Below are 24,501 nucleotides of genomic sequence, written 5' to 3'. Positions count from 1 at the left end.
TATGAAAACCCAGGCAATGCTACTGGCGGCGCTGATGCTGACGGGCTGCGGCACGATTCAAACGGCCGTGCGCGGTGACGAAGTGGCGTCTAAAAGTCTTAAGGATCAGAAATCCTATTGCGGCGCCATTCCGCGAATCTACAGCGGTGTGACTTATGATTTTTGCAGTCTGAATGCGCCGCTGCAAAATGGACTGGATGCACAAACCCACACCAACGCTCCAGCCATTGTGCTGATTGACGTGGTGATGTCCGGCGCACTCGACACCTTGCTGCTGCCCTACACCATTTACCGCCAACAGGCCGATGGCAACATCGTCATTGCCGAGTAACCCTGAATCCCAGGCAATAAAAAACCCGCCTAAGCGGGTTTTTTACTCAAGGCCTTCGATCAATCATCGCGGCTCATGATGCCAAACAGCTGCAACAAGCTGATGAAGAGGTTGTAGATCGATACATACAGGCTGATGGTCGCCATGATGTAGTTGCGCTCGCCGCCGTGAATGATGGCGCTGGTCTGGAACAGAATGCAGACCGAGGAGAACAGCACGAAACCTGCGCTGATCGCCAGTTGCAGGCCGCTGATCTGGAAGAAGAAGCTCGCCAGCGTCGCACCCAGCAGCACGAAGAAGCCTGCAGTGATGAAACCGCCGAGGAAGCTCATGTCCTTGCGGGTAATCAGCACGTAGGCTGACAGACCACCAAACACCAGCGCCGTCATCGCGAACGCCGAACTGACCACTTCAGCGCCGCCCTGCATGCCCAGGTAGCGGTTGAGGATAGGGCCGAGCAGGAAACCCATGAAACCGGTCAGGGCAAATGCCGACACCAGGCCCCAGGCCGAGTCACGGAGTTTGTTAGTAAGGAAGAAAAGGCCATAGAAGCCGATCAGCACCACGAACACGTTCGGGTAGCCGACACGCATCTGCTGAGCGACGAACGCCATCACGCCGCTGAATGCGAGGGTGAGAGCGAGCAAGCCGTATGTATTGCGCAGGACGCGGCTAACCTCTAGCTGCTCAGCCTGCACGCTGTTATTAACTGCGTAATCCTGTTCGCGCATGGCGACACTCCTGTTGGTATGAAATGTTCAGTCGCAAAGATCATAACAGACGCTCTGTAACAAGCTATGCAGAGAGTTTGACAGTGTGTTTCATTCAGGTATTATGGCGCCCGCAACGCAAACGGAGGTGTGGCCGAGTGGTTTAAGGCAACGGTCTTGAAAACCGTCGACTGTAACAGGTCCATGAGTTCGAATCCCATCGCCTCCGCCATATTTGTACCGACAAAGCCCTGATTATTCAGGGCTTTGTCGTTTCTGGCACTCAGGAATTTTGCTCCTCTCTCTATGGATCGTTTCCGCATCTATTCGGGCATTTCCGCAACCCAACCCTTCTGACACCGTTAAGTTGGTGCTAAACAAATCAAACTAAGCACAGCGCGTCGGTAGCATTGAATGCTCAGTAGACCGTTTTCGGCCGATTCTGTTGAAAAAGTCGGATTTTCAGATCACCTGAACTCAGGCACAGCCACCACCAGAGAACCTACTCACCACATTGAGTGGTTTCTCGGCCCTTCGTTGACCATTGTTGCTTTGTTATTGGGTTAATTTGAGGTTTTTGGCTTAGTGCAGGCGCACCTATCCCGGGGCAGGCGGCCCTTGGGATGTAAGTTTGGCCAGTCGACGCAGGTTCTGTACCGCAGCCGCCAGTGTGAACTCATCGGTCGCGCCTCTCATGCCACGTAGTCGCAAGCGATCCAATTTCAGGATGCGCTTGAGGTGGGCGAACAACATTTCGACCTTCTTACGTTCGTGGCGAGAGCGCACGTACTCCGGCGTCGCCGCGATGCGTCGAGCCACGTCACGAGCGGCTTCATGAACGCTGCGAGCGATCTTGCGAAACGACGTGTTCGGGCAGCACTTGGCTTTCATCGGACACGTCGCGCAGTCAGTCTGTCTGGATCGGAAGATGATGGTGTTGGCTTTGGTGACGTGCGAACGCTCGTTCTTGAAGGCTCGCCATTCGCTACGTAATGCATTGCCAGCCGGGCAGCAGTATTCCTCAGTCTCTTCATTCCAGCGGAAATCGTTGCTCGAAAAACTGTCGTTCTTGCGTTCGGTTTTGTCCCACACCGGCACATGTGGCTCGATGTCCTTTTCCTCCACCATCCAGGCCAGCATCGGCGCGGTACCGTAAGCGGTGTCGCCAATGAGGCGTTCCGGCTTGATGTCGAACTGCGCCTCAACGCGATCGATCATCGTCTTGGTGCTCTCGACTTCTGCGGTTCGATGAGCCGGTGTGGGTTCCACATCCATGATCACGCCGTGCTCGGTATCGATCAGATAATTCGTGGAGTAAGCGTAGAACGCTGGGCCACCTGGAGCTGCGGTCCAGCGGGCTTGAGGATCAGTCAGCGATAGACGCTTCGGTAGCGTTTCGGCCAGAGCCTCTTCATCGAGTGCCTCAAGATACTCACGCACGGCGCGGGTGCTCAGGGCCGGATCGCTCCAGTTGACCGGTTCATCACCCGGTACACCGCGCTGCCGACTCGCATCCGCTTTGATGATGCTGGCGTCCACGGCAAAGCCTTCGCCCTTGACCAGACCGGCGTCCATGCAACGACGCAGCACTTCATTGAACAGCCAGCGAAACAGATCGCTGTCCCGAAAACGGCCGTGTCGGTTTTTGGAAAAGGTCGAGTGATTGGGGACTTCATCTTCAAGGCTCAATCGGCAGAACCAGCGATACGCCAAGTTCAAATGGGCCTCTTCGCACAACCGCCGCTCTGAGCGTATGCCGTAGCAATAGCCCACGATCAACATGCGGATCATCAATTCAGGATCAATCGACGGGCGCCCAATCGGGCTATAGAAGTCGGCGAGGTGATGGCGCAAATCACTCAGATCGAGACACCGATCAATGCTGCGCAGAAGGTGATTGGCTGGGATGTGATCTTCAAGGTTGAACGAGTAAAACAGTCGCTCCTGCCCACTCGATAACTGTCCCATCATGCTGTGTGATCCCCCGCCGGCCAATGAAGCAATTTTGCCGCAGGCCAGACAGGGGAGCTACTTTTTCAACAGAATCGGCCAATAGCTGCCTGTCACGATTAGCCCGGTTGTCGCGATCAGCCGATTTAGAACGCACTGCTCAGAGGTGTTCCCCACACCCGTTGAAGGTGCCCACTAATGGCACCTTTTTTCAGCTCTATCCCCAATGTGGCCAGACTTAAAGCAAGTCTTCAAGCTGCATCGTCAAAATGATTTTACCGACGTTTTCGGAAGACTCCATCCGGCGATGCGCATCGGCAGCCCGTGCTAGCGCAAAGGTGCTATCGACAACCGGCTCAAGGCTTCCGGCACCCTCGAAGCGATCAAGCCAGTGCTCGCGGAAGCGCTTGATCATGGCGTGTTTGTCCGGTTGCGTGCGCGACTTCATGACCGTACCAATGATTTGCAAGTGGCGATAAAGAATGTCCTCCAGCGCCACCGTGACGTTGCCGCCACCGCCGAGAATCCCCACCTGAATGAGGCGGCCGCCGCGTGCAAGGGACGCGACGTTGCGGGCGAAGTAGGGCTCACCGATAAAGTCGATGATCACATCGACGCCGCGACCCTGGGTTTTGTCGGCGATCACTTCAGCGAAGTCCTGCGTCTTATAATCGATCGCCACGTCAGCGCCCAAATGCTCGACACGCGCCAACTTGCTGCCTTCGGTCGTCGCATACACCGTGGCGCCGGTGGCGTAAGCCAACTGCACCGCGGCTGATCCGACGCCGCCGGCGGCCGCGTGAATCAGCACCGAATCGCCAGCCTTGAGTCGAGCCAGGTGCATCATTGCTTCATGGGCCGTGACGAAGACCTCGGGAATGGCTGCTGCGTGTACATAGTCTAGCTGCGCGGGGATGTGCATCGCCAGGCGGTAATCGATGCGTGCCAACTCGGCGTAGGCACCGCCGCCGACCACGCCCATGACTCGATCTCCGACCTCGAACCCCGTCACCGCGTTACCTTTGCCGATCACTTCGCCGGCAATTTCCAGGCCGATGATCAGCGAGTCACCGAAATTCGGATGGCCGTACCCTCCGGTTCGGTGAGTCAGATCCGCACGGTTCACCCCGGCGGCATAGACACGTACCAGCAGGTCGTCAGGACGGACTTCAGGATTGGCGACTTCGACGAGTTCAAGGACGTCTGGCGCACCGAATTCTCTGATGTTGATGGCTTTCATTCAGTTGTTCTCCGTTTCGCTGAATGTGGCGTTGGCAATAGCAGACGCAGTGATGGCGCCAGGGAAGCCCACGTAGAACGCCAGGTGCGTGATGGCTGCCGCCAGTTCGTCTTGGGTCACACCGTTGCCAGCCGCACGGCGTAAGTGGGCAGGCAACTCTTCCGAGTGCCCAGCGGCAATCAATGCCGCCACGGTGATCAGGCTACGGTCGCGCGGGGACAGCGCCGGGTCACTCCAGATCTGCGGATAAAGCGTCGAGTCGACGAATTGCGACAGCTTTGGCGTGAACGCGCGCGCGGCTTCGCGAGGACTGCTGAAGTTGAGCTTGGACATGGGCAAGTTCCTTAAACCTGGCTGATGAATTTGTGGGTGAGATAGTGTTCGATGCCTTCAATGCCGCCTTCGGAGCCGTGACCGCTTTCTTTCATGCCGCCGAACGGGAGTTCGGTCGCGACGATGCGGTATTGGTTGATGCCGATCATTCCGGCCTCCAATCCGTCGGCGACATCAATGGCCGTGCGCGCGCTGGAGGTGAACGCGTAGGCCGAGAGTCCGTACGGCAGGCGGTTGGCTTCTTTGAGCCCATCGGCCAGTTCATCGAACGCCATCAGCACGGCAATGGGGCCAAAGGGTTCTTCGTGCATGACGCGGGCGTTCATCGGCACATCTGCCAGAACCGTGGGTTGAAAGAAGTAGCCTTCGCCTGACAAGGCTTCACCACCGACCAATACCCGTGCACCTTTTTCGACGGCATCGGCGACCAGTTCTTCCATTTTTGCCAATTGCCTTGGGTTGGCCAGGGGGCCGACCTGCGTGTCTGGATGCAGGCCGTCACCTATTCTCAGCGCTTGGGTCGCTGCGACAAAGTGATCGACGAAGGCTTGATAGGCGCCGCGCTGGATGAGAAACCGAGTAGATGAAATGCACACTTGCCCGGTGCCGCGAAACCGGTTCGCTACGCCTTCGATAGCGGCTTTTTCAATGTCGGCATCTTCGAACACCAGCACCGGTCCGTGCCCACCCAGTTCAAGGGTGATGGGCTTCACGCCTTCGGCAGCTCGTGCAGACAGCAGGCGCCCGATCGGCACTGAACCGGTGAAGGTCACTTTGCGAATGATCGGCGAGGCGATCAGATGGCTGGACACTTGATCCGGTACGCCGAAGACCACTTGCAGTACACCTTTGGGCAATCCAGCATCATCGAGTGCACGCGCAAGGGCCAGCGCTGTGGAAGGGCTTTCTTCACCGGGTTTGAGAATGACGCTACAACCCGCAGCCAGCGCTGCCGAGAGCTTGCGTGCCGGGGTGATGGCCGGGAAATTCCACGGTGTAAATGCGGCCACTGGGCCGATGGCCTGGCGTTTGACCAGTTGCAACACGCCGGGACGGTTGGCCGGCACCACACGGCCATCAATACGCCGGGCGCTTTCGGCAAACCATTCGAAATACTCCGCCGCGCGGGTCACTTCATCCAGGCTTTCACCCAGCGGTTTGCCTTCCTCCAGGGTCATCTGCGCGGCAATCTGCGGTGCACGTTCGAGGATCAGGTCGGCGGCATGCTTGAGGATCTTGGCGCGCTTGTCAGGCACGGTCTGGCGCCATTGCTCGAAGCTCAGGCGAGTCACTTCCAAGGCGTGATCAAGGTCGCCTGCGGTGGCGAGTGGGACGCGTCCGATTTCGCGGCCGGTAGCCGGGTTAACGACGGCGGCAGTATCGCGCCCTTCAGCACTGATCCATTCACCACCGATGAAAAGATAAAGCGGGTCGTAGGAGGTTTTCATGATGTGCCCTTCAGTTGGTTGTCAGAGATTCGAATGAAACCCGGCGCCTGTTCAGGCGGCCTGTGCAACCAAGTTTATGGAAGGAGGGCCCATTGATTTAGACGGGCCAAAGGGAATCATTGTTGTCGCCAGAGGTAATATCGAGCCGCGGGCCGAACGTGTAGCATCCGGAAAATGCGCGTTAGCACGGGTGAGTGTCAGATCTATAGGAAGGTCGCGATGGATAAGCTTTCGAACATGTCGGTGTACATAAAGGTTGTCGAGATGGGTAGTTTCACGGCCGTGGCCAATCATCTGGACTCCACGGTCGGTAACGTCTCGCGTGCTGTCTCTGCGCTGGAAAACGTGCTCGATGCGCGCCTGTTGCAACGCTCGACCCGACGCCTGTCGGTCACCGATGCGGGGCGACGATTCTATGAGCGCTGCACGAAAATTCTCGCTGATCTGGAGAGTGCCGAAGCCGAAGCCAGCAATGCCGCCCTGGAGCCTCGGGGAACACTGAGGGTGCATTGCGTACCCGGGCTGGCTCGGCATTTGGTCACCGGGGCCGTGCTGGAATACCGTCAGCAATTCCCGGAAGTGACCGTGGATTTATTGCTCTCGCAACGTATGCCTAACCTGTTGGAAGACCAACTGGACGTCTCGATTCTGATCGCCCGAGCGTTACCCGATTCGGCGTATGTCAGCCAAAAAATTGGTGTCAGCCATTGTGTGCTGGTGGCGTCGCCAGACTACCTGGCTCGGAATGCGGCCCCCGAGACGCCTGAAGATCTGCGCGATCACCAGTGTTTGCTGTTGGGTACCGTTGACTATGTGCGGGATGAGTGGCAGCTGAAAAGCAAGGCAGGAGACGCGACATTTGTCCCGACAGGGCCAAGTTTCAGCGTCAACGATATGGATGCGATGGCATATGCCATTCGAGATGGGGCGGGGATTGGCTTGCTGGCCGGGTTCACGGCCGTCGACGATTTGCGTTGCGGCAAGCTCGTGCGGGTTTTGCCTGACTACCATACCTATGAGCGCAACGTGTACGCCGTCTATACCTCTCGGCAGTTTGTCGATGCAAAAATCACGCGGTTTATTGAAACGCTGAAAGATCGGGTTGGCAGTCAACTGGCCGCCACGGCCAAAGAACTGATCGATTGAAATGCCACGGAGCAAAAAGGTATTTGCGCCTCGATGAAACAACGCTTCGAGGCGCAATGATTGGCGAACAGCTTGGTTATCCCTGGCTGCAACGGCCCATGACGTTATAGGCCAATACGTGCTGTTTGCCTTGTGAATCCTGGTAGGTCATGTGCGTCGGCACTACAGCGCAAACATCTGGCACCGGGTCTTCAGAGATGACCTTGGCGACATCAAGGTGGCTGCCATAACCGTATTGCTCTACAGGCTGAGTATTTGCAGCGCCGTCCTGTGCCGCTACCACAGAGCTGAAGCCCAAGAGTGCGACGATGATCATTGCCGTTTTCATAATGAGATTTCCTAAAGTAAGTGTGATGTTGCTGGCAGGACGTACTTTAGGTTCGAGGGTTTTCTGGAAACAGGAGCGAATCAGGGAAAGACTTTTCTAAATTCCGAACACAATGTGGGGATGTCTGAGGTAAAGGCGGTTCGTCTGTGACCGTCCGCTATTGGCCGATTCTGTTGAAAAAGTAGCTCCCCTGTCTGGCCTGCGGCAAAATTGCTTCATTGGCCGGCGGGGGATCACACAGCATGATGGGACAGTTATCGAGTGGGCAGGAGCGACTGTTTTACTCGTTCAACCTTGAAGATCACATCCCAGCCAATCACCTTCTGCGCAGCATTGATCGGTGTCTCGATCTGAGTGATTTGCGCCATCACCTCGCCGACTTCTATAGCCCGATTGGGCGCCCGTCGATTGATCCTGAATTGATGATCCGCATGTTGATCGTGGGCTATTGCTACGGCATACGCTCAGAGCGGCGGTTGTGCGAAGAGGCCCATTTGAACTTGGCGTATCGCTGGTTCTGCCGATTGAGCCTTGAAGATGAAGTCCCCAATCACTCGACCTTTTCCAAAAACCGACACGGCCGTTTTCGGGACAGCGATCTGTTTCGCTGGCTGTTCAATGAAGTGCTGCGTCGTTGCATGGACGCCGGTCTGGTCAAGGGCGAAGGCTTTGCCGTGGACGCCAGCATCATCAAAGCGGATGCGAGTCGGCAGCGCGGTGTACCGGGTGATGAACCGGTCAACTGGAGCGATCCGGCCCTGAGCACCCGCGCCGTGCGTGAGTATCTTGAGGCACTCGATGAAGAGGCTCTGGCCGAAACGCTACCGAAGCGTCTATCGCTGACTGATCCTCAAGCCCGCTGGACCGCAGCTCCAGGTGGCCCAGCGTTCTACGCTTACTCCACGAATTATCTGATCGATACCGAGCACGGCGTGATCATGGATGTGGAACCCACACCGGCTCATCGAACCGCAGAAGTCGAGAGCACCAAGACGATGATCGATCGCGTTGAGGCGCAGTTCGACATCAAGCCGGAACGCCTCATTGGCGACACCGCTTACGGTACCGCGCCGATGCTGGCCTGGATGGTGGAGGAAAAGGACATCGAGCCACATGTGCCGGTGTGGGACAAAACCGAACGCAAGAACGACAGTTTTTCGAGCAACGATTTCCGCTGGAATGAAGAGACTGAGGAATACTGCTGCCCGGCTGGCAATGCATTACGTAGCGAATGGCGAGCCTTCAAGAACGAGCGTTCGCACGTCACCAAAGCCAACACCATCATCTTCCGATCCAGACAGACTGACTGCGCGACGTGTCCGATGAAAGCCAAGTGCTGCCCGAACACGTCGTTTCGCAAGATCGCTCGCAGCGTTCATGAAGCCGCTCGTGACGTGGCTCGACGCATCGCGGCGACGCCGGAGTACGTGCGCTCTCGCCACGAACGTAAGAAGGTCGAAATGTTGTTCGCCCACCTCAAGCGCATCCTGAAATTGGATCGCTTGCGACTACGTGGCATGAGAGGCGCGACCGATGAGTTCACACTGGCGGCTGCGGTACAGAACCTGCGTCGACTGGCCAAACTTACATCCCAAGGGCCGCCTGCCCCGGGATAGGTGCGCCTGCACTAAGCCAAAAACCTCAAATTAACCCAATAACAAAGCAACAATGGTCAACGAAGGGCCGAGAAACCACTCAATGTGGTGAGTAGGTTCTCTGGTGGTGGCTGTGCCTGAGTTCAGGTGATCTGAAAATCCGACTTTTTCAACAGAATCGGCCGAAAGCAGCCTCTCAAAGAGGACTTACAGAAAATTAATGACCAGATGTGCAGCCACTGTGCACCTGGAGATTGGCGACCTATAGTACTGCTGGATATCAGGTTTTGCCGCTCCATCATGGTAAACGCTTAGGCTTTTACGCCGCAGCGACAGGCCCGAACCAACATCGAATACCAGCGGCTAGCAACCTCCTTCCAGCACGGCCTAGGACACACCTTCCCGCCCCAGCCACAGTGTGGCGTCCCTCCACGCACCTACCGTCACAAGCTCCTCCAGCGTCTCTAATAGAATTTTTTCCCAGCTAAGCGCCAGACGGCTATTTCTCCGGTCCTTGAGCGTGGTCAACGAGACCGTGGAGCGAATGCCCGGTCGCTCAATCGCATGGCCGACCAAGATTCCCCTGGCAATGTCCTCCTGGACCGCGGCATGCGCCAGAATCGAATAGCCCATGCCCTCAGCCACCATGCGCTTGGTCAAGTTGACGCTGTCCACATCGAACACGACATTCAATTGAAAGCAATTTTGTGCTGCGACTTGTTCAATCAGGCGTCGATTGCTGTGGGGCAATCCTGGGAGGATCAACGGAAAATCCGCTAACCCAAGTATGCGCACCGACTTCGACGCTTCGCCCGGCGGACCGACCAGCACCATTCGTTCGCTGAAAATCGGCCGCACATCAAATGCCTCCAGCAAAGGCTGGTTGTAAACCACGGCTACCTGAATGCGGCCATCCAGCAACCATTCCTGCAGTGACGTGCTCAAACCTTCCAATACATGCAATGAAGCCTTAGGCCAGCGCTCGTGAAAACGACGAATCAACTGCGGACCGACGATGGTACCGATGGCAGGGGGCAAGCCAACTGCCAAGTGCCCTCGCTCCTCGAATGCACTGTTGCGCACGTGGTCAGCGGTTTCTTCCATGTAACGCAGCATAACGTCCGCCCGCTCCAACAGGCGCGCACCTGCCGCGGTCAGTTCTACGCCCCTACCATGACGAATGAACAAGGTCACTTGAAGCTGCTCTTCAAGCTTGGCGATCTGCCGACTGAGCGCCGGCTGCGCGATGAATAGCTCCTTGGCAGCGCGACTGAAGCCGCCGCACTGGGCCACTTTTACAAAAGAGCGGAGTTCTCGTATGTCCATCGTATTCACCATGCCGTAATGGCATAGCTTTGTATCAAAATAAGGTTTTTGTGCCTAGCGGTTGTTTTTTCTATGCTGAAGTCACATAGCTGAAGGCCCAGCTTTCCCGTCAGGGAAGTGTTACCACAAGAATAATGATGCCCACTATTGGGTCAGGAAATGCCATGAATCAGTTGAAGAAGCTCCACGTGCAGGTGCTGTTCGCACTTGTTGCCGCCGTCATTCTCGGATTTGCCGCGCCACAATGGGCGGTCGCCATGAAACCTCTCGGACAGGCTTTCATTGCCCTGCTGAAAATGATGCTGGCTCCAATCGTCTTCGTCACCCTTGTGCATGGTCTGACCCATGTTCAGGACATGCGCAAACTCGGCCGGCTCGGCGTGAAATCGCTGATCTATTTTGAAGTCGTCAGCACAGTCGCGATGTTGATCGGGTTCATTCTGGTCAACGTGGTGGAGCCCGGCGTGGGCCTGCATGCCACCAGCCTCAACGAGTCCAGCGAAGCGATCAAGGCCACCTCCGCCGCCGGCAGCGTGTCCATGGTCAACTACCTGCTCGGCCTCATTCCGCACACGCTGGTCGATGCATTTGCCAAGGGCGACATCATCCAGGTACTGATCATTTCGGTACTCGCCGGTATCGCCATCAACCGAGTCTGCGGCCCGGATTCGGTCGCCGTTAAAGCCATTGGAGAAGCCCAGAGCATCCTGTTCAAAATGCTTGGCTTCATCATGAAGCTGGCCCCGCTCGGCGCGTTCGGCGCCATGGCTGCGGCCATCGGTAGCTACGGCGGTGACACCCTCCTCTATCTCCTGAAGCTGATTGCGGTGTACTACGCAGCGTCCCTGATCTTTGTGTTTGGCATTCTGGGTTCGATCAGTTGGTCCATCGGCTTGCCGTTCGGAAGTGTGTTGCGCCTGATCCGGGATGAAATCCTGTTGGTGTTCGGCACGGCATCCGGTGAGGTGGTGTTTCCTCGCCTGATCGAAAAACTCAAGCGCAGCGGATGCGATGAAGTGGTGGTCGGCTTTGTCCTCCCCGCAGGCTACAGCTTCAACCTAGACGGCACTGCGATCTACATGGCGATTGCTATCGGCTTCATCGCCCAGGCCACCGACACACCGTTCTCCCTGATGCAGCAATTGGGTCTGTTGGCCATCCTGAGTATCACCTCAAAGGGCGGCACCACGGTTGCCGGCGGCGCCTTCATCAAACTGGCCGCGACCTTGCAATCGGTGCAAACCCTGCCCTTGAGTGGCCTAGGGCTTCTGTTTGGTATCGACCGCATCATGGCTACCGCCACCGCGCTGACCAATATCGTCGGCAACACCGTCGCGGTGTTCGCCATCGCCCGCTGGGAAGGTGCCTTCAACCCTGAAGACTTCGAGCGCGAAACCGGCCGTAAACCGAGCCGCAGCTTGCTGCGTCCACCTGCAGAAACCCAGGCAGCCGAGTTGTCCATCGAGCCGGCGCAGAAATCGAATATTCAGTCACCGCGTCCCTGACAGGAAATCTCCATGAATCGTCTACCCCCTATTGACCCGAAAAACCTCACTGATGCTCAGCGGCCGGTTTACGAGCGCATCGCGAACGGCCCGCGCAAAGGTGTGAGAGGCCCCCTGGCGATCTGGCTGCATCGGCCTGAGCTGGCGGAGTGCGCCCAGGCACTGGGCCGCTACTGCCGCTATGACACCTGCCTGGAACCCCGCTTGTCGGAGCTGGCCATCCTGATGATGGGGCGCCACTGGCTCGCAGAATACGAATGGGCTGCGCATAAGCCATTCGCGCTGGAGGCGGGTCTCGCGCCACACATTATCGATTCCATTCGCGATGACCTGACGCCAGCGTTCGATAACGTCGATGAGGCGCTGGTGTACCGCTTCATTCGCGAGCTGCATGCCCAACGTGCAATCAGCGACGGCCTGTACGCCGAATTTGTCGAGTTGCTGGGCACCGATGCGGCCGTCGACCTCGTCGGCATCGCCGGTTATTACAGCCTGATTTCCATGACCATCAAGGTGTTCGAAGTACCTGCCCCTACGGGCTGCACCGCCGAACTGCCGACTACATTGAACTGAGGATATTTGCATGACCGACACTCTTCCAAAAGCGACCGCCTCAAAGGCAAGGTCGCTATCGTCACCGGTGCGGGTTGCGTCGGCAGCGGATGGGGCAACGGCCGCGCAGTCGCGGTGATATTCGCCATGGCCGGTGCCAAGGTGTTTGCGGTCGATCGTGATCTAGGGGCCATGGAGGAAACTCTGGAGCGCATCCGCGATGCGGGCGGTGAAGTCACACCTTATGCCTGCGATGTCACCAACACTCAGGCCGTCGCGGCCATGGTTGCCGCCTGCAAAGAGACCTATGGCACCGTCGATATTCTGGTAAACAACGTCGGCGGTTCCGCGGCGGGTGGCGCCGTTGCCTTGGCTGAGGAAAAGTTCGATGCCCAGATTGCCCTCAACCTCGGCAGCGTCTTCCTGACCTGCAAGCACGTGCTGCCACTGATGGAAGCCCAGGGCAGCGGCTCGATCATCAACACGGCTTCAACGTCCGGTATTCGCTGGACGGGCTCGGCCCAAGTGGCCTACGCGGCCAGCAAAGCCGGGATCATCCAGTTGTCGCGTGTGACCGCCGTGGAATACGCGCCCAAGGGCATCCGCGTGAACACCGTGGTGCCCGGGCAGTTGCACACACCGATGGTCGAAGTACGCCTGGCCGGGCAACGCACTGGTGGTGATGTGAACAAATTACTCGACACACGCCTGGCACGCATTCCTCTCGGGTTCATGGGCGATGGCCGCGACACGGCTTACGCCGCGCTGTACCTGGCCAGTGACGAGTCGCGCTTTGTCACTGGCACCGAAATTATCGTCGATGGCGGCATGACCGCGCGTTGCGACTAAGCCACTGCAAAGGCTGCACAGATTGCAGCCCTGCCCACCTAACCAATCAGAGTCGAACATGGACGATCTATCTTTCGTTCAGGCGGCACGCCGTCTGTTCATTAAACGCAGCCTGATCGCTGCAGCCGGTATCGGCCTGGTTGGCGATGCATCTGAGCAAACTTTCGGAGCCAACATGCCGATTTTATCCAACCCTGGGGGCGCGTGGGATTGCCACACCCATATCTACGGCCCCTGGGCTCAGTTCCCTCTTCCAACCGATGCAGCCTATACGCCTGAGCCGGCACCTTTTACCGAGCTGCTGGCACTGCATCGTCGGCTGGGCATCCGCCACGGCGTGCTGGTACAGGCCGCGCCGTATGGCACCGATCATTCTGCCATCCTGGAAGCGATTGCCAGCAGCCAAGGTGCGTACCGCGGTGTCGGCATCATTGATGAAACCACCACCGACTCGCAGTTGCAGGCCCTGCATGACGGGGGCCTACGCGGAATCCGTTTCAATTTGATGGGCCACCTGCCTGGCGCACGTGATCCTGAAAAACTGCGCGCTCTGGCTGAGCGCGTCGGCCCGTTTGGATGGCATGTACTGGTGCATGGCGAATTACCTACGCTACTGCCTTTTCTACAAGCCTGGCGCGACCTGAAGACGCCGTTGGTCATCGATCATATGGCACGTCCAGACCTCACTCAGCCTGTTGATCCGTTGTTGATGAGTCAACTGCGTGCTGAGCTGGGTCATTCCAATCGCTGGCTCAAACTGTCGGGCGTCGACCGCGCCATGCAAGGTCAGCCAGGCCCGTGGCCGCAGGCGCTGGATCAGGTTCGTACGCTACTTGAGTGCGCACCGGAGCGTGCCATCTGGGGGTCGGATTGGCCGCATCCGAACATCAAAGGGCCGGTGCCGGATGACGCCGAGCTTCTCGCCTTCATTCACCAGGTGTGCGACAGCCCTGCCCTGCAGCAGGCGGTCCTGATCGATAACCCGGCACGCCTTTACACCTGACGTCTGCCCCTTGCGGAGTGACAAGATGAACGAGATCACCTGGACTCCCAGCGTGCGCGTGCCCGACCCAAGGGTGCGTGAACTGGACCCACGATTTGCGCATTACCGTATTGCCCATGCCAAGGTCGAGCGTCTCGACGGTGGTCTGCGCTGGGCAGAAGGCCCGGCCTGGTTTGCCGACGGACGCTTCCTGCTGTTCACCGACTTGCCCAACGATCGCATCATGCGCTGGGACGAGGCCACCGGCGTGCTGGGCGTGTTTCGCCAGCCCGCCAACCAGGCCAATGGCATGACGCGCGACCGTCAAGGCCGCTTGCTGGTATGCGAACACGGCGGGCGGCGGGTGACCCGCACCGAGTACGACGGCAGCATCACGGTGCTGGCCGACGGTTTCGCGGGAAAGCCGCTGAATTCGCCGAATGACATTGTGGTGAGGTTGGACGACAGCATCTGGTTCACCGACCCGCCTTTCGGCCTGATCAGTGACTATATGGGCCGTCAAGGCACTCCAGAACTGCCGGCCAATCTGTATCGCCTCGATGCGGACGGCACGCTGCACTGTGTGGCGGAAGACCTCGAAGGCCCGAACGGCCTCGCCTTTTCCCCGGATGAAAAAACCCTTTATCTGGTCGAGTCCAGAGCGCGTCCGCGACGAATCGTGGCCTACAACGTCGACATTCAAGGTCACCTCAGCCAGCGGCGCGTGTTGATCGATGCCGGCTGCGGGTTGCCCGATGGTTTACGCGTGGACGTGGACGGCAATCTCTGGTGCGGCTGGGGCGCACCGGAGCCGGGCATGGATGGCGTTCGCATCTTCGCCCCCGATGGCAACGCCATTGGCCATATCGACTTGCCGGAGCGCTGCGCCAATTTGTGCTTCGGCGGGCCACGCGGCAATCGCTTGCTGATGGCCTCGACCACTTCGCTGTATTCGTTGTTCGTCAACACCCGCGGCGCTTGAAACGAGCGTCTAATCGAGAAGGTAGCACCATGAAAAAAACAAGATCTGCCCCGATGTTAGTGACCACTGGTTTGGTCAGCCTGATCGGGTTCTCTCAGTTGGGCGAAGCAGCTGAGCTTAAAGTTATTGCCAGTGGCGCTCTCCGGGGTGCAATGGAACACCTTCAACCGGCGTATGAAAAAGCCAGCGGCAATACCCTGAGTTTCAGTTGGGGGCCTTCGATGGGAACCTCGCCTGAATCCATTCCAGAGCGTATCCGGCATAAGGAGCCGATGGATCTCGCGATCATGGCCGACGAAACCCTGGAACTGCTCTCGGCGACCGGCGCCTTCGAAATGACGACCCGCCGCGAAATCGCGGATTCTCGTATCGGTGTGGGTGTACCTCACGGTAAACCGAAGCCAGATGTCTCAAGCGTCGCGGCGTTGAAAGCAGCCTTGCTGAACGCTGACAAAATCGCATATTCCCAGGGCGCAAGCGGCGTGTACATCCGCACCGAGCTGTTCCAGCGCCTGGGCATTAGCGACCAGATAAAAAACAAAACCGTCGAAATCGCCGGCAAGGAGCTGGTAGGCACGGCCCTGGCCCGGGGCGATGCGGACATCGGCATGCAACAAATCAGTGAATTGAAAGTTACACCGGGCGTGGACTTCCTGGGTCCCCTGCCGGAGGAAGTGCAGAAGATCAGCCGCTTCTGCGCCACCGTTGCACAGCAAACCCATAATGCGCTGCCTGCGCGTGAGTTCATTGCCTTTCTCAGGAGCCCAGCAGCCCGTCGCCTCCTGGAAGAGAGCGGCCTTGAGCCAGCGAAAACCTCGAACGTCCAGGAGTCTGAATAATGAAAAACGTTTCGCGTTTTCTGCTCGCCACCACCTTTGGCTTATCGTGCGCCATGGCAATGGCCGCCGGCGCACCGCTCAAGCAAGAGCTGGTTCGTTACGACAATGTGCAAATCGAAGTCACTGCCCAAGGTACCGGGCCAGTGATTGTCATGCTGCCCTCGTTGGGTCGTTCGGGGCGTGATTATGATCAGGTCGCTGATTATCTTCAGGCCGACGGCTTCCGCGTCGTCAGGCCTGAGCCGCGTGGCATCGGGCAAAGCAGAGGGCCAATGGAAAACCTGACCGTGCACGACTTTGCCCGAGACGTCGCGGCGGTGGTCGAACATGAGAACAAGGGGCCGATCGTGGTGGTCGGTCATGCCTGGGGCAACTTCGCAGCGCGTATGCTCGCCGCAGACCGCCCCGATCTGGTGCGCGGCGTGGTCATGGCCGCAGCCTCCGCCGGCAAGGTGCCGCCGGGATCGACAGAAAAACCCATCAATGCCGAGATGCGCCAGGCCATCGACGGCGCGGGCGATCTGTCACTACCTGAAGAGCAACGTCTGATCTACCTGCGCAAGGCATTCTTTGCACCTGGCAACGACCCTAGAGTCTGGTTGGACGGCTGGCACCAGTCAACCCACGATGCCGAAGGCCACGCGCGCAATACCACGCCGGTGGACGATTACTTCGCCGCTGGCACGGCGCCGATTCTCGACCTGCAAGGCGAGGCAGATACAGTGGCCCCACGGCGCTTCTCGGGCGTACTCAAAAGCATGCTTGGCGACCGGGTTCAAGTAGTCGTATTGAAAAACGCCGGCCATGCCATGGCCCCGGAACAACCCAAGGCGATGGCGGATGCAATCGCCGTTTTTGCCAAGGCGCAGTACGCGAAAAAATAATTTCAGGTGGACGTCAGGAATGCTCCGAATCCAAAGATTCGGAGCATTTTTGCGTTAAAGGACAGCTAAAAAGCGAGTGGCGCGCTCATCGCAAAGGATTAAGCAATCAATGACTCATTTTGCCGCGTACACGCGGTGAGCGAACTCAGCGATGGCATCTGCCATTGCACGAGGCTGCTCAGGCGCCATGGCATGTCCGGCGTTGGCGATAACCTTGTGTTCGACCCGATCAGCGAGCATCGACTTGAGAATATTTGGAATCACCACCGCGTCATGCTGACCCTGCAAGTCGAGGATCGGCACGGTTTTACCGGCAGACCAATAGAGTTCCACGGGAGTGCTGTCCCGCGCGTGATCCTGCGCTTGGTGAGTCTTGTCGTACCAGCCGCTTAACCAGGCACGCGGGTCATTGCCAGGGGCGAAGAACGCCTCTTTGAGATAATCGATACGTTTAGCTTCCGGCAACGAATAATTACCCGCGCCTTTGATGGCCTCGACCATTCGGCCATAAGGTTTCTCCGATGAGCCCGTAGGCAACTTGCCAATGGACGCGGCCGCCAACACGATGCCATTGACCAGGTCCGGGCGATCCACCGCCAGCACGCGCGCGGGCTGGCTGCCCCAGGCATGTCCGACCACCACCGAAGGCCCGGTCTTGGCACTGTCCATAACCAGCGCGACGTCAGCGGCGAAATCATGCAGCGTCGGCGTATCCATCGGCGCCTTACTGCCCTTGATCCCACGCGGCTCAGGACGGATGACGCGGTAGCCGTCCGCGGCCAAGTAGCGTGCCACCTCGTCATAGTCATTCGCGCCGCGCCCTTTCGAGGGAAGGATCACGATCACATGGCCCTTGCCCTGATCCAGCGCCTCGATATGTACGTTGCCCTTCTCGGCAACCAGTGTACGTACCGAATCATCGGCATTTCCCGGCAGGCTATAGGCAACGAGGCCAGCGACGATTAAAGATTGCATGACGCGAGTGTAGTGCATGGGATGAGCCTTTTGTTGTTGGTGTGAACGCTCAGGTTTATGCACCGGGAAGAAAATAACCAATACCGATGTCTGATGCTGTTCGATGCCTGTCGGGCATAGCCGCTGACCTGCAAAAATCCCCTCAAAGTCCCATGCCCTGCCGTTATGGAAACCTATGGTTTAAAGGTCTTGGCGTACCTCAGAACGCCAGCCATATGCTTTCAGGCTCCTGACTACAACAATAAAGGAGCACCATGAATACACTCACATCCGCTCAAGTGACAGCCCAAGAGTCGCTGGAATCCAGCGCTTGTCGCAAAGCCGCGATACGCTTGATTCCGTTGCTTGCCATCGCTTACTTCTTCAATTATCTGGACCGAACGAATGTCGGGTTCGCATCGTTGACGATGAATGACGACCTGGGACTTACAGCATCCCAGTTCGGTTTTGCGGCCGGCATCTTTTATGTCGGTTATTGTCTGTTCGAGGTGCCCAGCAACCTGGCGCTCTATCGCTTCGGCGCACGTCGCTGGCTGGCCAGGATCATGATCACCTGGGGGCTGTTCTCCGCCTCCACCGCATTGGCGCAAGGGCCTGTCAGTTACTCAGTGATTCGGCTGCTAGCTGGCATTGCCGAAGCCGGGTTTTTCCCAGGCGTGATCTTCTTCCTCTCGCTGTGGTTTCCCATCCAGTATCGAACGCGGGTCATGGCCTGGTTTCTGTTCGCTATCCCCGTGTCTTCTGTACTTGGCGGGCCGCTCTCGGCAGCCATGCTGGCGATGGATGGCATCTGGGGTTTCCATGGCTGGCAATGGCTCTTGGTGCTGCAAGGCCTGCCAGCCTGCTTACTGGGCGTGATGTGTCTGAACATGCTGGCCGACAGGCCTGCCGACGCGAAATGGCTGACCGTGGACGAGCGTCACGCGTTGCAATCGGCCTTGGACGCCGAGCATGAATCAAAGGGCTCCCACAGCTTTCGCGAGTCAATCAACGACGTGCGCGTATGGCTGCTGGCGGCCATTCTGTTTAGCTACATCATTGGCATCCTCGGCATCGGCGTCTGGCTGCCGCAAATCCTCAAGACCCATTCACTGACCACCACTCAAATCGGCTGGGTGTCGGCGATCCCCTATCTGATCGCCAGTGTCGCCATGCTGCTGTGGGCCAAAGTGCTCGCACGCAAGCGGCGTTATGTCCTGCACCTTGCGATTACGTGCGCCACGGGGGCGGCCGGTTTTATCTTCTCGGTGGTCTATAGCGACCTGATTCCGGCGCTGATTGGCCTGACGGTCGCGTTGATTGGCTTAAGCTCGGTGCGCACCTGCTTCTACAGCATTCCGGCGACGTTCCTGAGCAAGCAGGCAGCGGCGGGTGGCATTGCGTTCATTAACGCGGTGGGCAGCCTTGGCGGCCTGGTGGGACCGTATGCAGTGGGCTGGCTTAAGGACGTCACACACTCATTCAATGCCGGGCTCATTGCGATGGCGGCCATGCTGTGTGTCGCCACGGTGTTGACGTTGATTTTGCGCTACGTGGTAAAGGAAGCCTGATACACCAAGGCCCCGGCAGGCTGATTAAACCGCCGGGGTTGCTCGTCAGTTGCCGTGGAAGGTTTTCTGGCGAGTCATAAAGGTCGAAAGCGCCTTGCCCTCAAGGTTGTAGCGCTTGAGCGCCCTCGCCACAGCGCCGAGCCCTATCTGATCGGCATAGTAGGTCAACCCGCCTTTGTAGCGCGGGAAGCCATAGCCATGAATCCACACCAGATCGATGTCAGCAGGGTGAGCGACGATATCGTGGTCGATCAACCAGGCGGCCTCGTTAATCATCGCAAACAAACAGCGCTCTTCAATTTCCCGATCGGTGATGCTGCGGGGGGTGATGCTCCATTGTTGTCGATGATGCGCCAACAACTCTGCCAGCCAAGGGTCCGGCAACGCCTGGCGGCTGCCTGACGCGTAGCGATAGAACCCGAGGCCAGCCTTTTGCCCGAGCCGACCTGCGGCATACAACGTATCGACCCAATCGCAGCGCTTCTCACGCTCGCTCAACCGCGACAAACGCCCCTGACGGTTACGCCAGGCGACGTCCACGCCAGCCATGTCCCGCAATTCAAAAGGGCCAATGGGAAAGCCGAACGCACGCATCACTCGGTCGACGGCTTCGGGAGACGCCCCCTCCTCCAGCAGGAACATGGCTTCGCGCTCTCGCGCCGCCAAGAGCCGATTCCCGACAAAACCGTCGCATACCCCAACGGTGACTGTCACTTTGCCCAGCCGCAGCGCCAAGCCAAGCACGTCAGCCAGCACAGACCTATCGGTTTGGGTCGTGCGCACCACTTCCAGGAGTTTCATCACCGGCGCCGGGCTGAAAAAGTGCATCCCCAATACCTGTTGCGGGCGACGGGTGCAATCGGCGATGGCTTCGACGTCCAGATAAGAGGTATTGGTCGCAAGAATGGCATCCGGCTTACACAGCGTATCCAACTGGCGAAATACCTCGCGCTTGACCTCCATGTCTTCGAAAACAGCTTCGATGACCAGGTCGGCGTCCGCCACAGCGTCCATTGACGTCGATGGCGAGATCAATGCCCGGCGTTCCTGACAGGTTTGCTCATCCATACGCCCCTTAAGCAGCGCGTCGCGGTAATAGTCATCAATGTGCTTTACGCCGCGTTGCAGCGCTGCGTCCTTTACATCGATCAGGCTCACAGCAACACCTGCATTGGCCACGCAGATAGCAATTCCGCTGCCCATAGTGCCTGAACCGATCACCGCGACCTTTTCAATCCCACGTCCCTGGCCGTTGGCGGCCAGCGTGCGCGTGCGCCCCGCCAGGGCTCGCTCGGCGAAAAACAGATGCCGCAAGGCCTTGGCCTGGGCCGATTGCCGCCGTTCGACAAACAGTTCGCGCTCCAGCGCCATGCCGGCGTCAAACGACTCGGTCAGCGCCGCATTGATGGCCTTGAGCGCGGCCTGGGGCGCTTCTTGCCCAGCCAACTTCTTCATCACCGCAGTGACTTTCGTTTCGAATTCAGCGCTGTTGTGGGCAGGCATCAACCGATCCCGCGTGCGCTCCCAAAAAGGATGGGTAAGGATAAAGCGCCTGGCGTGTTCGATGGCTGCACCTGGTAGGTCGTCGGCCACACAGTGGTCGACCAGCCCGACGGCCTGAGCCTGCGTCGCCGACAGGCGCTGCCCGCCAATCACGACATCGACGGCAACCAGCGGCCCACAGAGGCGAACCAGCCGCTGCGTGCCTCCAGCGCCAGGTATCAACCCCAGGCTGACCTCCGGCAAACCCAACACCGTGTGTTCATCAGCAATACGCAGATGACACGCCAGCGCCAACTCGAGGCCGCCACCGAGCACCGAACCATGCAAGGCCGCGATCACGGGTTTCTGGCTGTTTTCGATAGTGCTCAGAACGTACGGAAGATGGGGCTCCATCAGGGGCTGGTCGAATTCCTTGAGATCGGCGCCGGCCACAAACGTCTTGCCCTGGCAGGTGATGACAATCGCCTGCACCGCAGGGTCGGACCCGGCCAGCGCGAAGCAGGCCGAGAGCTGTTGCCGAACGCCCTGTGACAAGGCGTTCACAGGCGGGTTATTAATTGCGATGACAGCGATCCCGCGGGTTTCCGACCCCGTGTCCTTTGAAAGCCCCCAGGGTCCCCGGCGGTTTTCTGCCCGATCCGGTCGGTCAGCCGAGACAAATCCACCAGGTGTTCTGAAATCACTTGCTTGCCCCTTGAGTCGAGGTGGGTACACCGAAACGGTTGCCGATGGTGTTCGAGTCGACACTGACATGCGAATCCCGGATGAACAGCCACCACAGCACTGTCAGCAGCAGTAGTTTGATCACTATTGCCGTGAGCAGATGGCGTCGAAGTAGCTTGTCGGAAATGGTCATGTCTATGCAGTTAGCACACGGCATGCCAAGGGGAATAATTCTGTTTTTATCGTTTAAAAACAGTTACTTAGACAATATTCAAGCGGTGCGCGGAATGGGTTGGCAGATCAGTGCGCTGCCAATGACTGCCAGTGCCGGCAGTCATTGGCAGAATTGCGGCGTGAGCGCTGGCTACTAGGCCAGCCCCTGCTCTTTCAGGCGTCTGTACAAAGTACGCTCACTAATCCCCATGTGCTTGGCCAACTCACTGCGGGTACCTTTGAAAGTTGCCAGTGCCTGTACCAGCGAGCCGCCGTCGAAAGGAGTTGAAGTAGAGGCCTGAGGAGATGCCAGCACGGATGCCTGGGGCAAATGTATGGAGCGGATCACCCCATCGTCAGCAAACAGACTGGCTCTTTCCAGAACATTGCGTAATTCACGGATATTTCCGGGCCAGGAAAACCGCTGCAATTGTGCGAGAGCATCCGCATCTATCGTCAGCCGGCGCTTGCCGGAACCGGCACGTTGTAGAAATGAGTTCACCAGCAAACCAATGTCTTCAACCCGGTTGCGCAAGGGGGGTAACTGAATTGGGAAGGCGCTGATGCGGTAGTACAGATCCTGTCTGAACTCACCTTTTTCCATCATTTTTTCCAATGGTTTGTGGGTCGCAGCAATTAACCTGAAGTTAGCGTGAAGGGTCTCGACACTCCCTACACGGCGATAGGTGCCCGATTCGATCAGACGCAACAGTTTCACTTGCATGGCCAACGGAACATCGCCAATTTCATCGAGAAACAACGTGCCGCCCTGGGCCGTTTCAACCAAGCCAGGCTTACGTGTGGTGGCACCGGTGAATGCTCCTTTTTCATGGCCGAACAGTTCGCTCTCAAATAACGTTTCGGTCAATCCAGAGCAATCAACGACGACAAAGGGTCCATTGGCCCGCTCGCTGGTTTCATGTACGGCGCGGGCGAACAGCTCTTTGCCCGTACCGGACTCGCCTAGCAGCAGCACCGGCAGCATTGAGGGTGCCACCCGCTGCAGCTCCGACAGGGCACGGTTAAAGGCAGGTGAACGGCCGACCAACCCTTCGTTGCTGGGTCGCGCTGATGCACTGCGGACCAGGGTGAGACGCTCCACATAGGCAGTAATAACACCGTGTTCGTCTAGAATCGGGCGCAATTCGACGTCGACATGCTCAGGACCGCGAGGCGTGTGGTGAATGTGCAAAACACGATCTGGCCCGCGCATTTCCTGCGCCTTTTTCATCGGACAATTCTCACCCGCCTGATCACAAGGGACATCGTAATGGTGTGAGATTTGATAACACTTATGGCCGATAAAGGGTGTGTCAGCGCTGCCAAACTGCCGCTGATAGGCAGTGTTGGCTGCCAGGATGTTGTAGTCCGGATCGAGCACGATCATTGGCTGGGGTTCGTACTCAAGAAACGAAACAAGTGATTGCACTTGATCCGTCTGCGCAAGTGAGTGGGCTGGGGTGGGCAGGATAGTCTTCATCGTGGCTCCTGAGAATCCATCCATCCTGCGATGACACTGCCACCTCTGTCAACGCGGACTGCCAATGGCAGTAAATCCCGGTGAATATAGAAAAGATCAAACCACCTGTAGGAAATAAACTGAATAAAATCATACAGATAAAAGCATACCTTTGTGTGGGCAGGGCCTGGCAGACTTATTGCTATGTCAGTCCTTAGTGAGAGCGGCTTGGTAAAAGCCCCCCTAAGGAGACAGGTCATGAGCGTAAAACTTCGCGTCGAAGGATTCTTCGATTCTGCTACCAATACCGTCAGCTATCTTGTGCTGGATGAGGCCTCCCACCACTGCGCTTTAATAGACAGCGTGCTGGATTACGACCCTAAGTCCGGTCACACCGCCACAACGTCTGCCGACAGGTTGATTGCGAGGGTGAACGAACTCAAGGCGAAGGTTGACTGGATTCTGGAGACCCACGTCCACGCAGACCATCTCACGGCAGCGCCCTACCTGAAGGAAAAGCTCGGCGGAAAAATAGGGATCGGCAGCCAGATTTCGACGGTGCAGGAGGTGTTCGGCACTCTGTTCAATACAGGTCGAGATATGGCCCGCGACGGGAGTCAGTTCGATCACCTGTTCGTCAATGACGAGCCGTTCGCCATTGGCACGCTGCAATGCCATGCGCTCCATACACCGGGCCATACACCCGCCTGTATGACTTATGTGGTTAGCGATGGCGCCGAAACGGCTGCATTTGTCGGCGACACCTTGTTTATGCCGGACTACGGGACTGCACGCTGTGACTTTCCCGGTGGAAATGCTCGCACGCTGTTCCAGTCAATTAACAAGGTGCTGAGCCTGCCGGCCAATACCTTGCTCTACATGTGCCACGACTATCAGCCGGGTGGCCGCGAGGTGCAATTCGTCAGTACCGTTGCCGACCAGCGCGCCCACAACGTTCACGTCCGTAATGGCATCAGTGAGGAGGAGTTTGTGGCGATGCGCACAAAGCGCGATGCATCGATGGAAATGCCGACACTGATCCTGCCATCGGTTCAGGTCAACATGCGCGCCGGGCACTTGCCTGAGCCGGAAGCGAACGGGACGCGCTACCTGAAAATCCCGCTCAACGTCGCCTGAC

At 57.9% G+C, this 24,501-nt stretch carries 24 protein-coding genes and 1 tRNA gene; 14 read left to right on the top strand and 11 right to left on the bottom strand.

Annotation, left to right across the window (positions count from 1 at the left end):
* Position 1 precedes the first annotated feature (1 nt).
* Complete coding sequence (locus AB4N43_RS29910) at positions 2 to 331, top strand: YceK/YidQ family lipoprotein (RefSeq protein ID WP_410922772.1); 330 nt, start codon at positions 2 to 4, stop codon at positions 329 to 331.
* A gap of 59 nt (positions 332 to 390) precedes the next feature.
* Here the strand turns inward: AB4N43_RS29910 and AB4N43_RS29905 are convergent, their stop codons facing one another.
* The gene (locus AB4N43_RS29905) at positions 391 to 1,062 is read right to left on the bottom strand and encodes a Bax inhibitor-1/YccA family protein (RefSeq protein WP_027923729.1); all 672 of its coding nucleotides are present in this window, start codon (positions 1,060 to 1,062) and stop codon (positions 391 to 393) included.
* A 123-nt stretch (positions 1,063 to 1,185) separates the two neighbouring features.
* On the opposite strand from AB4N43_RS29905, the gene AB4N43_RS29900 reads away from it, so the two are divergent.
* A tRNA-Ser gene (locus AB4N43_RS29900) sits at positions 1,186 to 1,273 on the top strand.
* Positions 1,274 to 1,638: 365 nt separating this feature from the next.
* On the opposite strand, the gene AB4N43_RS29895 is transcribed toward AB4N43_RS29900, so the two are convergent.
* The 4 genes from AB4N43_RS29895 to AB4N43_RS29880 form a co-directional block, all read right to left on the bottom strand.
* Positions 1,639 to 3,012 (bottom strand): transposase, encoded by a 1,374-nt coding sequence (locus AB4N43_RS29895; RefSeq protein WP_460152538.1) that lies wholly within the window; start codon positions 3,010 to 3,012, stop codon positions 1,639 to 1,641.
* Positions 3,013 to 3,229: 217 nt separating this feature from the next.
* A complete protein-coding gene (locus tag AB4N43_RS29890) occupies positions 3,230 to 4,231 on the bottom strand; it encodes an NAD(P)H-quinone oxidoreductase (protein ID WP_460152652.1) in 1,002 nt (333 codons plus the stop codon).
* Positions 4,232 to 4,564 carry a carboxymuconolactone decarboxylase family protein gene (locus tag AB4N43_RS29885; RefSeq protein WP_034154073.1) on the bottom strand — a complete coding sequence of 111 codons (333 nt, stop codon included), beginning with the start codon at positions 4,562 to 4,564 and terminating at the stop codon, positions 4,232 to 4,234. It lies immediately after the preceding gene.
* 11 nt (positions 4,565 to 4,575) lie between these two features.
* Positions 4,576 to 6,012: an NAD-dependent succinate-semialdehyde dehydrogenase gene (locus AB4N43_RS29880; protein WP_058426061.1), complete on the bottom strand. Its 1,437-nt coding sequence runs from the start codon at positions 6,010 to 6,012 to the stop codon at positions 4,576 to 4,578.
* A gap of 219 nt (positions 6,013 to 6,231) precedes the next feature.
* Between AB4N43_RS29880 and AB4N43_RS29875 the strand changes: the two genes are divergently transcribed.
* Complete coding sequence (locus AB4N43_RS29875) at positions 6,232 to 7,158, top strand: LysR family transcriptional regulator (protein ID WP_116832068.1); 927 nt, start codon at positions 6,232 to 6,234, stop codon at positions 7,156 to 7,158.
* Between the two features lie 76 nt (positions 7,159 to 7,234).
* Here the strand turns inward: AB4N43_RS29875 and AB4N43_RS29870 are convergent, their stop codons facing one another.
* The gene (locus AB4N43_RS29870) at positions 7,235 to 7,486 is read right to left on the bottom strand and encodes a DUF2790 domain-containing protein (protein ID WP_058426063.1); all 252 of its coding nucleotides are present in this window, start codon (positions 7,484 to 7,486) and stop codon (positions 7,235 to 7,237) included.
* A gap of 242 nt (positions 7,487 to 7,728) precedes the next feature.
* Here AB4N43_RS29870 and AB4N43_RS29865 point away from each other — a divergent pair, with 242 nt between their 5' ends.
* Complete coding sequence (locus tag AB4N43_RS29865) at positions 7,729 to 9,102, top strand: transposase (protein WP_460152538.1); 1,374 nt, start codon at positions 7,729 to 7,731, stop codon at positions 9,100 to 9,102.
* Between the two features lie 366 nt (positions 9,103 to 9,468).
* Here AB4N43_RS29865 and AB4N43_RS29860 read toward each other — a convergent pair whose 3' ends face one another.
* Positions 9,469 to 10,407: a LysR family transcriptional regulator gene (locus AB4N43_RS29860; protein WP_460152650.1), complete on the bottom strand. Its 939-nt coding sequence runs from the start codon at positions 10,405 to 10,407 to the stop codon at positions 9,469 to 9,471.
* 164 nt (positions 10,408 to 10,571) lie between these two features.
* Between AB4N43_RS29860 and AB4N43_RS29855 the strand changes: the two genes are divergently transcribed.
* Genes AB4N43_RS29855 through AB4N43_RS29825 form a run of 7 tightly spaced genes read left to right on the top strand, consistent with a single transcriptional unit; the run spans position 10,572 to position 17,000 of the window.
* Positions 10,572 to 11,912, top strand: coding sequence for a cation:dicarboxylate symporter family transporter (locus AB4N43_RS29855; protein WP_460152648.1), 1,341 nt, complete (start codon positions 10,572 to 10,574; stop codon positions 11,910 to 11,912).
* A gap of 12 nt (positions 11,913 to 11,924) precedes the next feature.
* Positions 11,925 to 12,485 (top strand): carboxymuconolactone decarboxylase family protein, encoded by a 561-nt coding sequence (locus AB4N43_RS29850; RefSeq protein ID WP_460152646.1) that lies wholly within the window; start codon positions 11,925 to 11,927, stop codon positions 12,483 to 12,485.
* Positions 12,486 to 12,491: 6 nt separating this feature from the next.
* Positions 12,492 to 13,313: an SDR family NAD(P)-dependent oxidoreductase gene (locus AB4N43_RS29845; protein WP_460152644.1), complete on the top strand. Its 822-nt coding sequence runs from the start codon at positions 12,492 to 12,494 to the stop codon at positions 13,311 to 13,313.
* A 58-nt stretch (positions 13,314 to 13,371) separates the two neighbouring features.
* Entirely contained in the window at positions 13,372 to 14,316 is a 945-nt protein-coding gene (locus tag AB4N43_RS29840) for an amidohydrolase family protein (protein WP_460152643.1), read from the top strand.
* A gap of 25 nt (positions 14,317 to 14,341) precedes the next feature.
* A complete protein-coding gene (locus tag AB4N43_RS29835) occupies positions 14,342 to 15,277 on the top strand; it encodes an SMP-30/gluconolactonase/LRE family protein (RefSeq protein WP_460152641.1) in 936 nt (311 codons plus the stop codon).
* A 29-nt stretch (positions 15,278 to 15,306) separates the two neighbouring features.
* The gene (locus AB4N43_RS29830) at positions 15,307 to 16,116 is read left to right on the top strand and encodes a molybdate ABC transporter substrate-binding protein (RefSeq protein ID WP_460152640.1); all 810 of its coding nucleotides are present in this window, start codon (positions 15,307 to 15,309) and stop codon (positions 16,114 to 16,116) included.
* Entirely contained in the window at positions 16,116 to 17,000 is an 885-nt protein-coding gene (locus tag AB4N43_RS29825; protein WP_460152638.1) for an alpha/beta fold hydrolase, read from the top strand. The genes AB4N43_RS29830 and AB4N43_RS29825 overlap by 1 nt, the downstream gene beginning before the upstream one ends.
* A gap of 114 nt (positions 17,001 to 17,114) precedes the next feature.
* On the opposite strand, the gene AB4N43_RS29820 is transcribed toward AB4N43_RS29825, so the two are convergent.
* On the bottom strand, positions 17,115 to 17,993 hold the full coding sequence (locus AB4N43_RS29820; protein WP_460152636.1) for an alpha/beta fold hydrolase: 879 nt from the start codon (positions 17,991 to 17,993) through the stop codon (positions 17,115 to 17,117).
* A gap of 236 nt (positions 17,994 to 18,229) precedes the next feature.
* On the opposite strand from AB4N43_RS29820, the gene AB4N43_RS29815 reads away from it, so the two are divergent.
* On the top strand, positions 18,230 to 19,525 hold the full coding sequence (locus AB4N43_RS29815) for an MFS transporter (RefSeq protein ID WP_460152634.1): 1,296 nt from the start codon (positions 18,230 to 18,232) through the stop codon (positions 19,523 to 19,525).
* Positions 19,526 to 19,570: 45 nt separating this feature from the next.
* Here AB4N43_RS29815 and AB4N43_RS29810 read toward each other — a convergent pair whose 3' ends face one another.
* Positions 19,571 to 21,571, bottom strand: coding sequence for a 3-hydroxyacyl-CoA dehydrogenase NAD-binding domain-containing protein (locus AB4N43_RS29810; protein WP_460152632.1), 2,001 nt, complete (start codon positions 21,569 to 21,571; stop codon positions 19,571 to 19,573).
* Positions 21,572 to 21,707: 136 nt separating this feature from the next.
* Positions 21,708 to 21,884 (bottom strand): cytochrome oxidase putative small subunit CydP, encoded by a 177-nt coding sequence (gene cydP, locus AB4N43_RS29805; RefSeq protein ID WP_460152630.1) that lies wholly within the window; start codon positions 21,882 to 21,884, stop codon positions 21,708 to 21,710.
* Between cydP and AB4N43_RS29800 the strand changes: the two genes are divergently transcribed.
* Positions 21,883 to 22,062 carry a hypothetical protein gene (locus tag AB4N43_RS29800; protein ID WP_460152628.1) on the top strand — a complete coding sequence of 60 codons (180 nt, stop codon included), beginning with the start codon at positions 21,883 to 21,885 and terminating at the stop codon, positions 22,060 to 22,062. The genes cydP and AB4N43_RS29800 overlap by 2 nt on opposite strands.
* Here the strand turns inward: AB4N43_RS29800 and AB4N43_RS29795 are convergent.
* Positions 22,059 to 23,384, bottom strand: coding sequence for a sigma-54 interaction domain-containing protein (locus tag AB4N43_RS29795; RefSeq protein ID WP_460152626.1), 1,326 nt, complete (start codon positions 23,382 to 23,384; stop codon positions 22,059 to 22,061). The two genes, AB4N43_RS29800 and AB4N43_RS29795, sit on opposite strands and share 4 nt — an antisense overlap.
* A 237-nt stretch (positions 23,385 to 23,621) precedes the next feature.
* Between AB4N43_RS29795 and AB4N43_RS29790 the strand changes: the two genes are divergently transcribed.
* Positions 23,622 to 24,500 (top strand): MBL fold metallo-hydrolase, encoded by an 879-nt coding sequence (locus tag AB4N43_RS29790; RefSeq protein ID WP_027923712.1) that lies wholly within the window; start codon positions 23,622 to 23,624, stop codon positions 24,498 to 24,500.
* The last annotated feature ends 1 nt before the right edge of the window (position 24,501 follow it).

It is taken from the genome of Pseudomonas sp. S2_B07 (genome assembly GCF_054668435.1).
This window is presented reverse-complemented; position numbering and strand designations above follow the sequence as displayed.

What these genes read in the sequence shown, in the direction of transcription:
- AB4N43_RS29875 (WP_116832068.1), top strand. Translation starts at nt 6,232, where the DNA reads ATGGATAAGCTTTCGAACATGTCGGTGTACATAAAGGTTGTCGAGATG.
- AB4N43_RS29860 (WP_460152650.1), bottom strand. Translation starts at nt 10,407, where the DNA reads ATGGACATACGAGAACTCCGCTCTTTTGTAAAAGTGGCCCAGTGCGGC.
- cydP (WP_460152630.1), bottom strand. Translation starts at nt 21,884, where the DNA reads ATGACCATTTCCGACAAGCTACTTCGACGCCATCTGCTCACGGCAATA.
- AB4N43_RS29790 (WP_027923712.1), top strand. Translation starts at nt 23,622, where the DNA reads ATGAGCGTAAAACTTCGCGTCGAAGGATTCTTCGATTCTGCTACCAAT.
- AB4N43_RS29850 (WP_460152646.1), top strand. Translation starts at nt 11,925, where the DNA reads ATGAATCGTCTACCCCCTATTGACCCGAAAAACCTCACTGATGCTCAG.
- AB4N43_RS29820 (WP_460152636.1), bottom strand. Translation starts at nt 17,993, where the DNA reads ATGCACTACACTCGCGTCATGCAATCTTTAATCGTCGCTGGCCTCGTT.
- AB4N43_RS29800 (WP_460152628.1), top strand. Translation starts at nt 21,883, where the DNA reads ATGTCTATGCAGTTAGCACACGGCATGCCAAGGGGAATAATTCTGTTT.
- AB4N43_RS29835 (WP_460152641.1), top strand. Translation starts at nt 14,342, where the DNA reads ATGAACGAGATCACCTGGACTCCCAGCGTGCGCGTGCCCGACCCAAGG.
- AB4N43_RS29885 (WP_034154073.1), bottom strand. Translation starts at nt 4,564, where the DNA reads ATGTCCAAGCTCAACTTCAGCAGTCCTCGCGAAGCCGCGCGCGCGTTC.
- AB4N43_RS29855 (WP_460152648.1), top strand. Translation starts at nt 10,572, where the DNA reads ATGAATCAGTTGAAGAAGCTCCACGTGCAGGTGCTGTTCGCACTTGTT.
- AB4N43_RS29870 (WP_058426063.1), bottom strand. Translation starts at nt 7,486, where the DNA reads ATGAAAACGGCAATGATCATCGTCGCACTCTTGGGCTTCAGCTCTGTG.
- AB4N43_RS29880 (WP_058426061.1), bottom strand. Translation starts at nt 6,012, where the DNA reads ATGAAAACCTCCTACGACCCGCTTTATCTTTTCATCGGTGGTGAATGG.
- AB4N43_RS29865 (WP_460152538.1), top strand. Translation starts at nt 7,729, where the DNA reads ATGATGGGACAGTTATCGAGTGGGCAGGAGCGACTGTTTTACTCGTTC.
- AB4N43_RS29830 (WP_460152640.1), top strand. Translation starts at nt 15,307, where the DNA reads ATGAAAAAAACAAGATCTGCCCCGATGTTAGTGACCACTGGTTTGGTC.
- AB4N43_RS29910 (WP_410922772.1), top strand. Translation starts at nt 2, where the DNA reads ATGAAAACCCAGGCAATGCTACTGGCGGCGCTGATGCTGACGGGCTGC.
- AB4N43_RS29840 (WP_460152643.1), top strand. Translation starts at nt 13,372, where the DNA reads ATGGACGATCTATCTTTCGTTCAGGCGGCACGCCGTCTGTTCATTAAA.
- AB4N43_RS29890 (WP_460152652.1), bottom strand. Translation starts at nt 4,231, where the DNA reads ATGAAAGCCATCAACATCAGAGAATTCGGTGCGCCAGACGTCCTTGAA.
- AB4N43_RS29795 (WP_460152626.1), bottom strand. Translation starts at nt 23,384, where the DNA reads ATGAAGACTATCCTGCCCACCCCAGCCCACTCACTTGCGCAGACGGAT.
- AB4N43_RS29895 (WP_460152538.1), bottom strand. Translation starts at nt 3,012, where the DNA reads ATGATGGGACAGTTATCGAGTGGGCAGGAGCGACTGTTTTACTCGTTC.
- AB4N43_RS29815 (WP_460152634.1), top strand. Translation starts at nt 18,230, where the DNA reads ATGAATACACTCACATCCGCTCAAGTGACAGCCCAAGAGTCGCTGGAA.
- AB4N43_RS29905 (WP_027923729.1), bottom strand. Translation starts at nt 1,062, where the DNA reads ATGCGCGAACAGGATTACGCAGTTAATAACAGCGTGCAGGCTGAGCAG.
- AB4N43_RS29825 (WP_460152638.1), top strand. Translation starts at nt 16,116, where the DNA reads ATGAAAAACGTTTCGCGTTTTCTGCTCGCCACCACCTTTGGCTTATCG.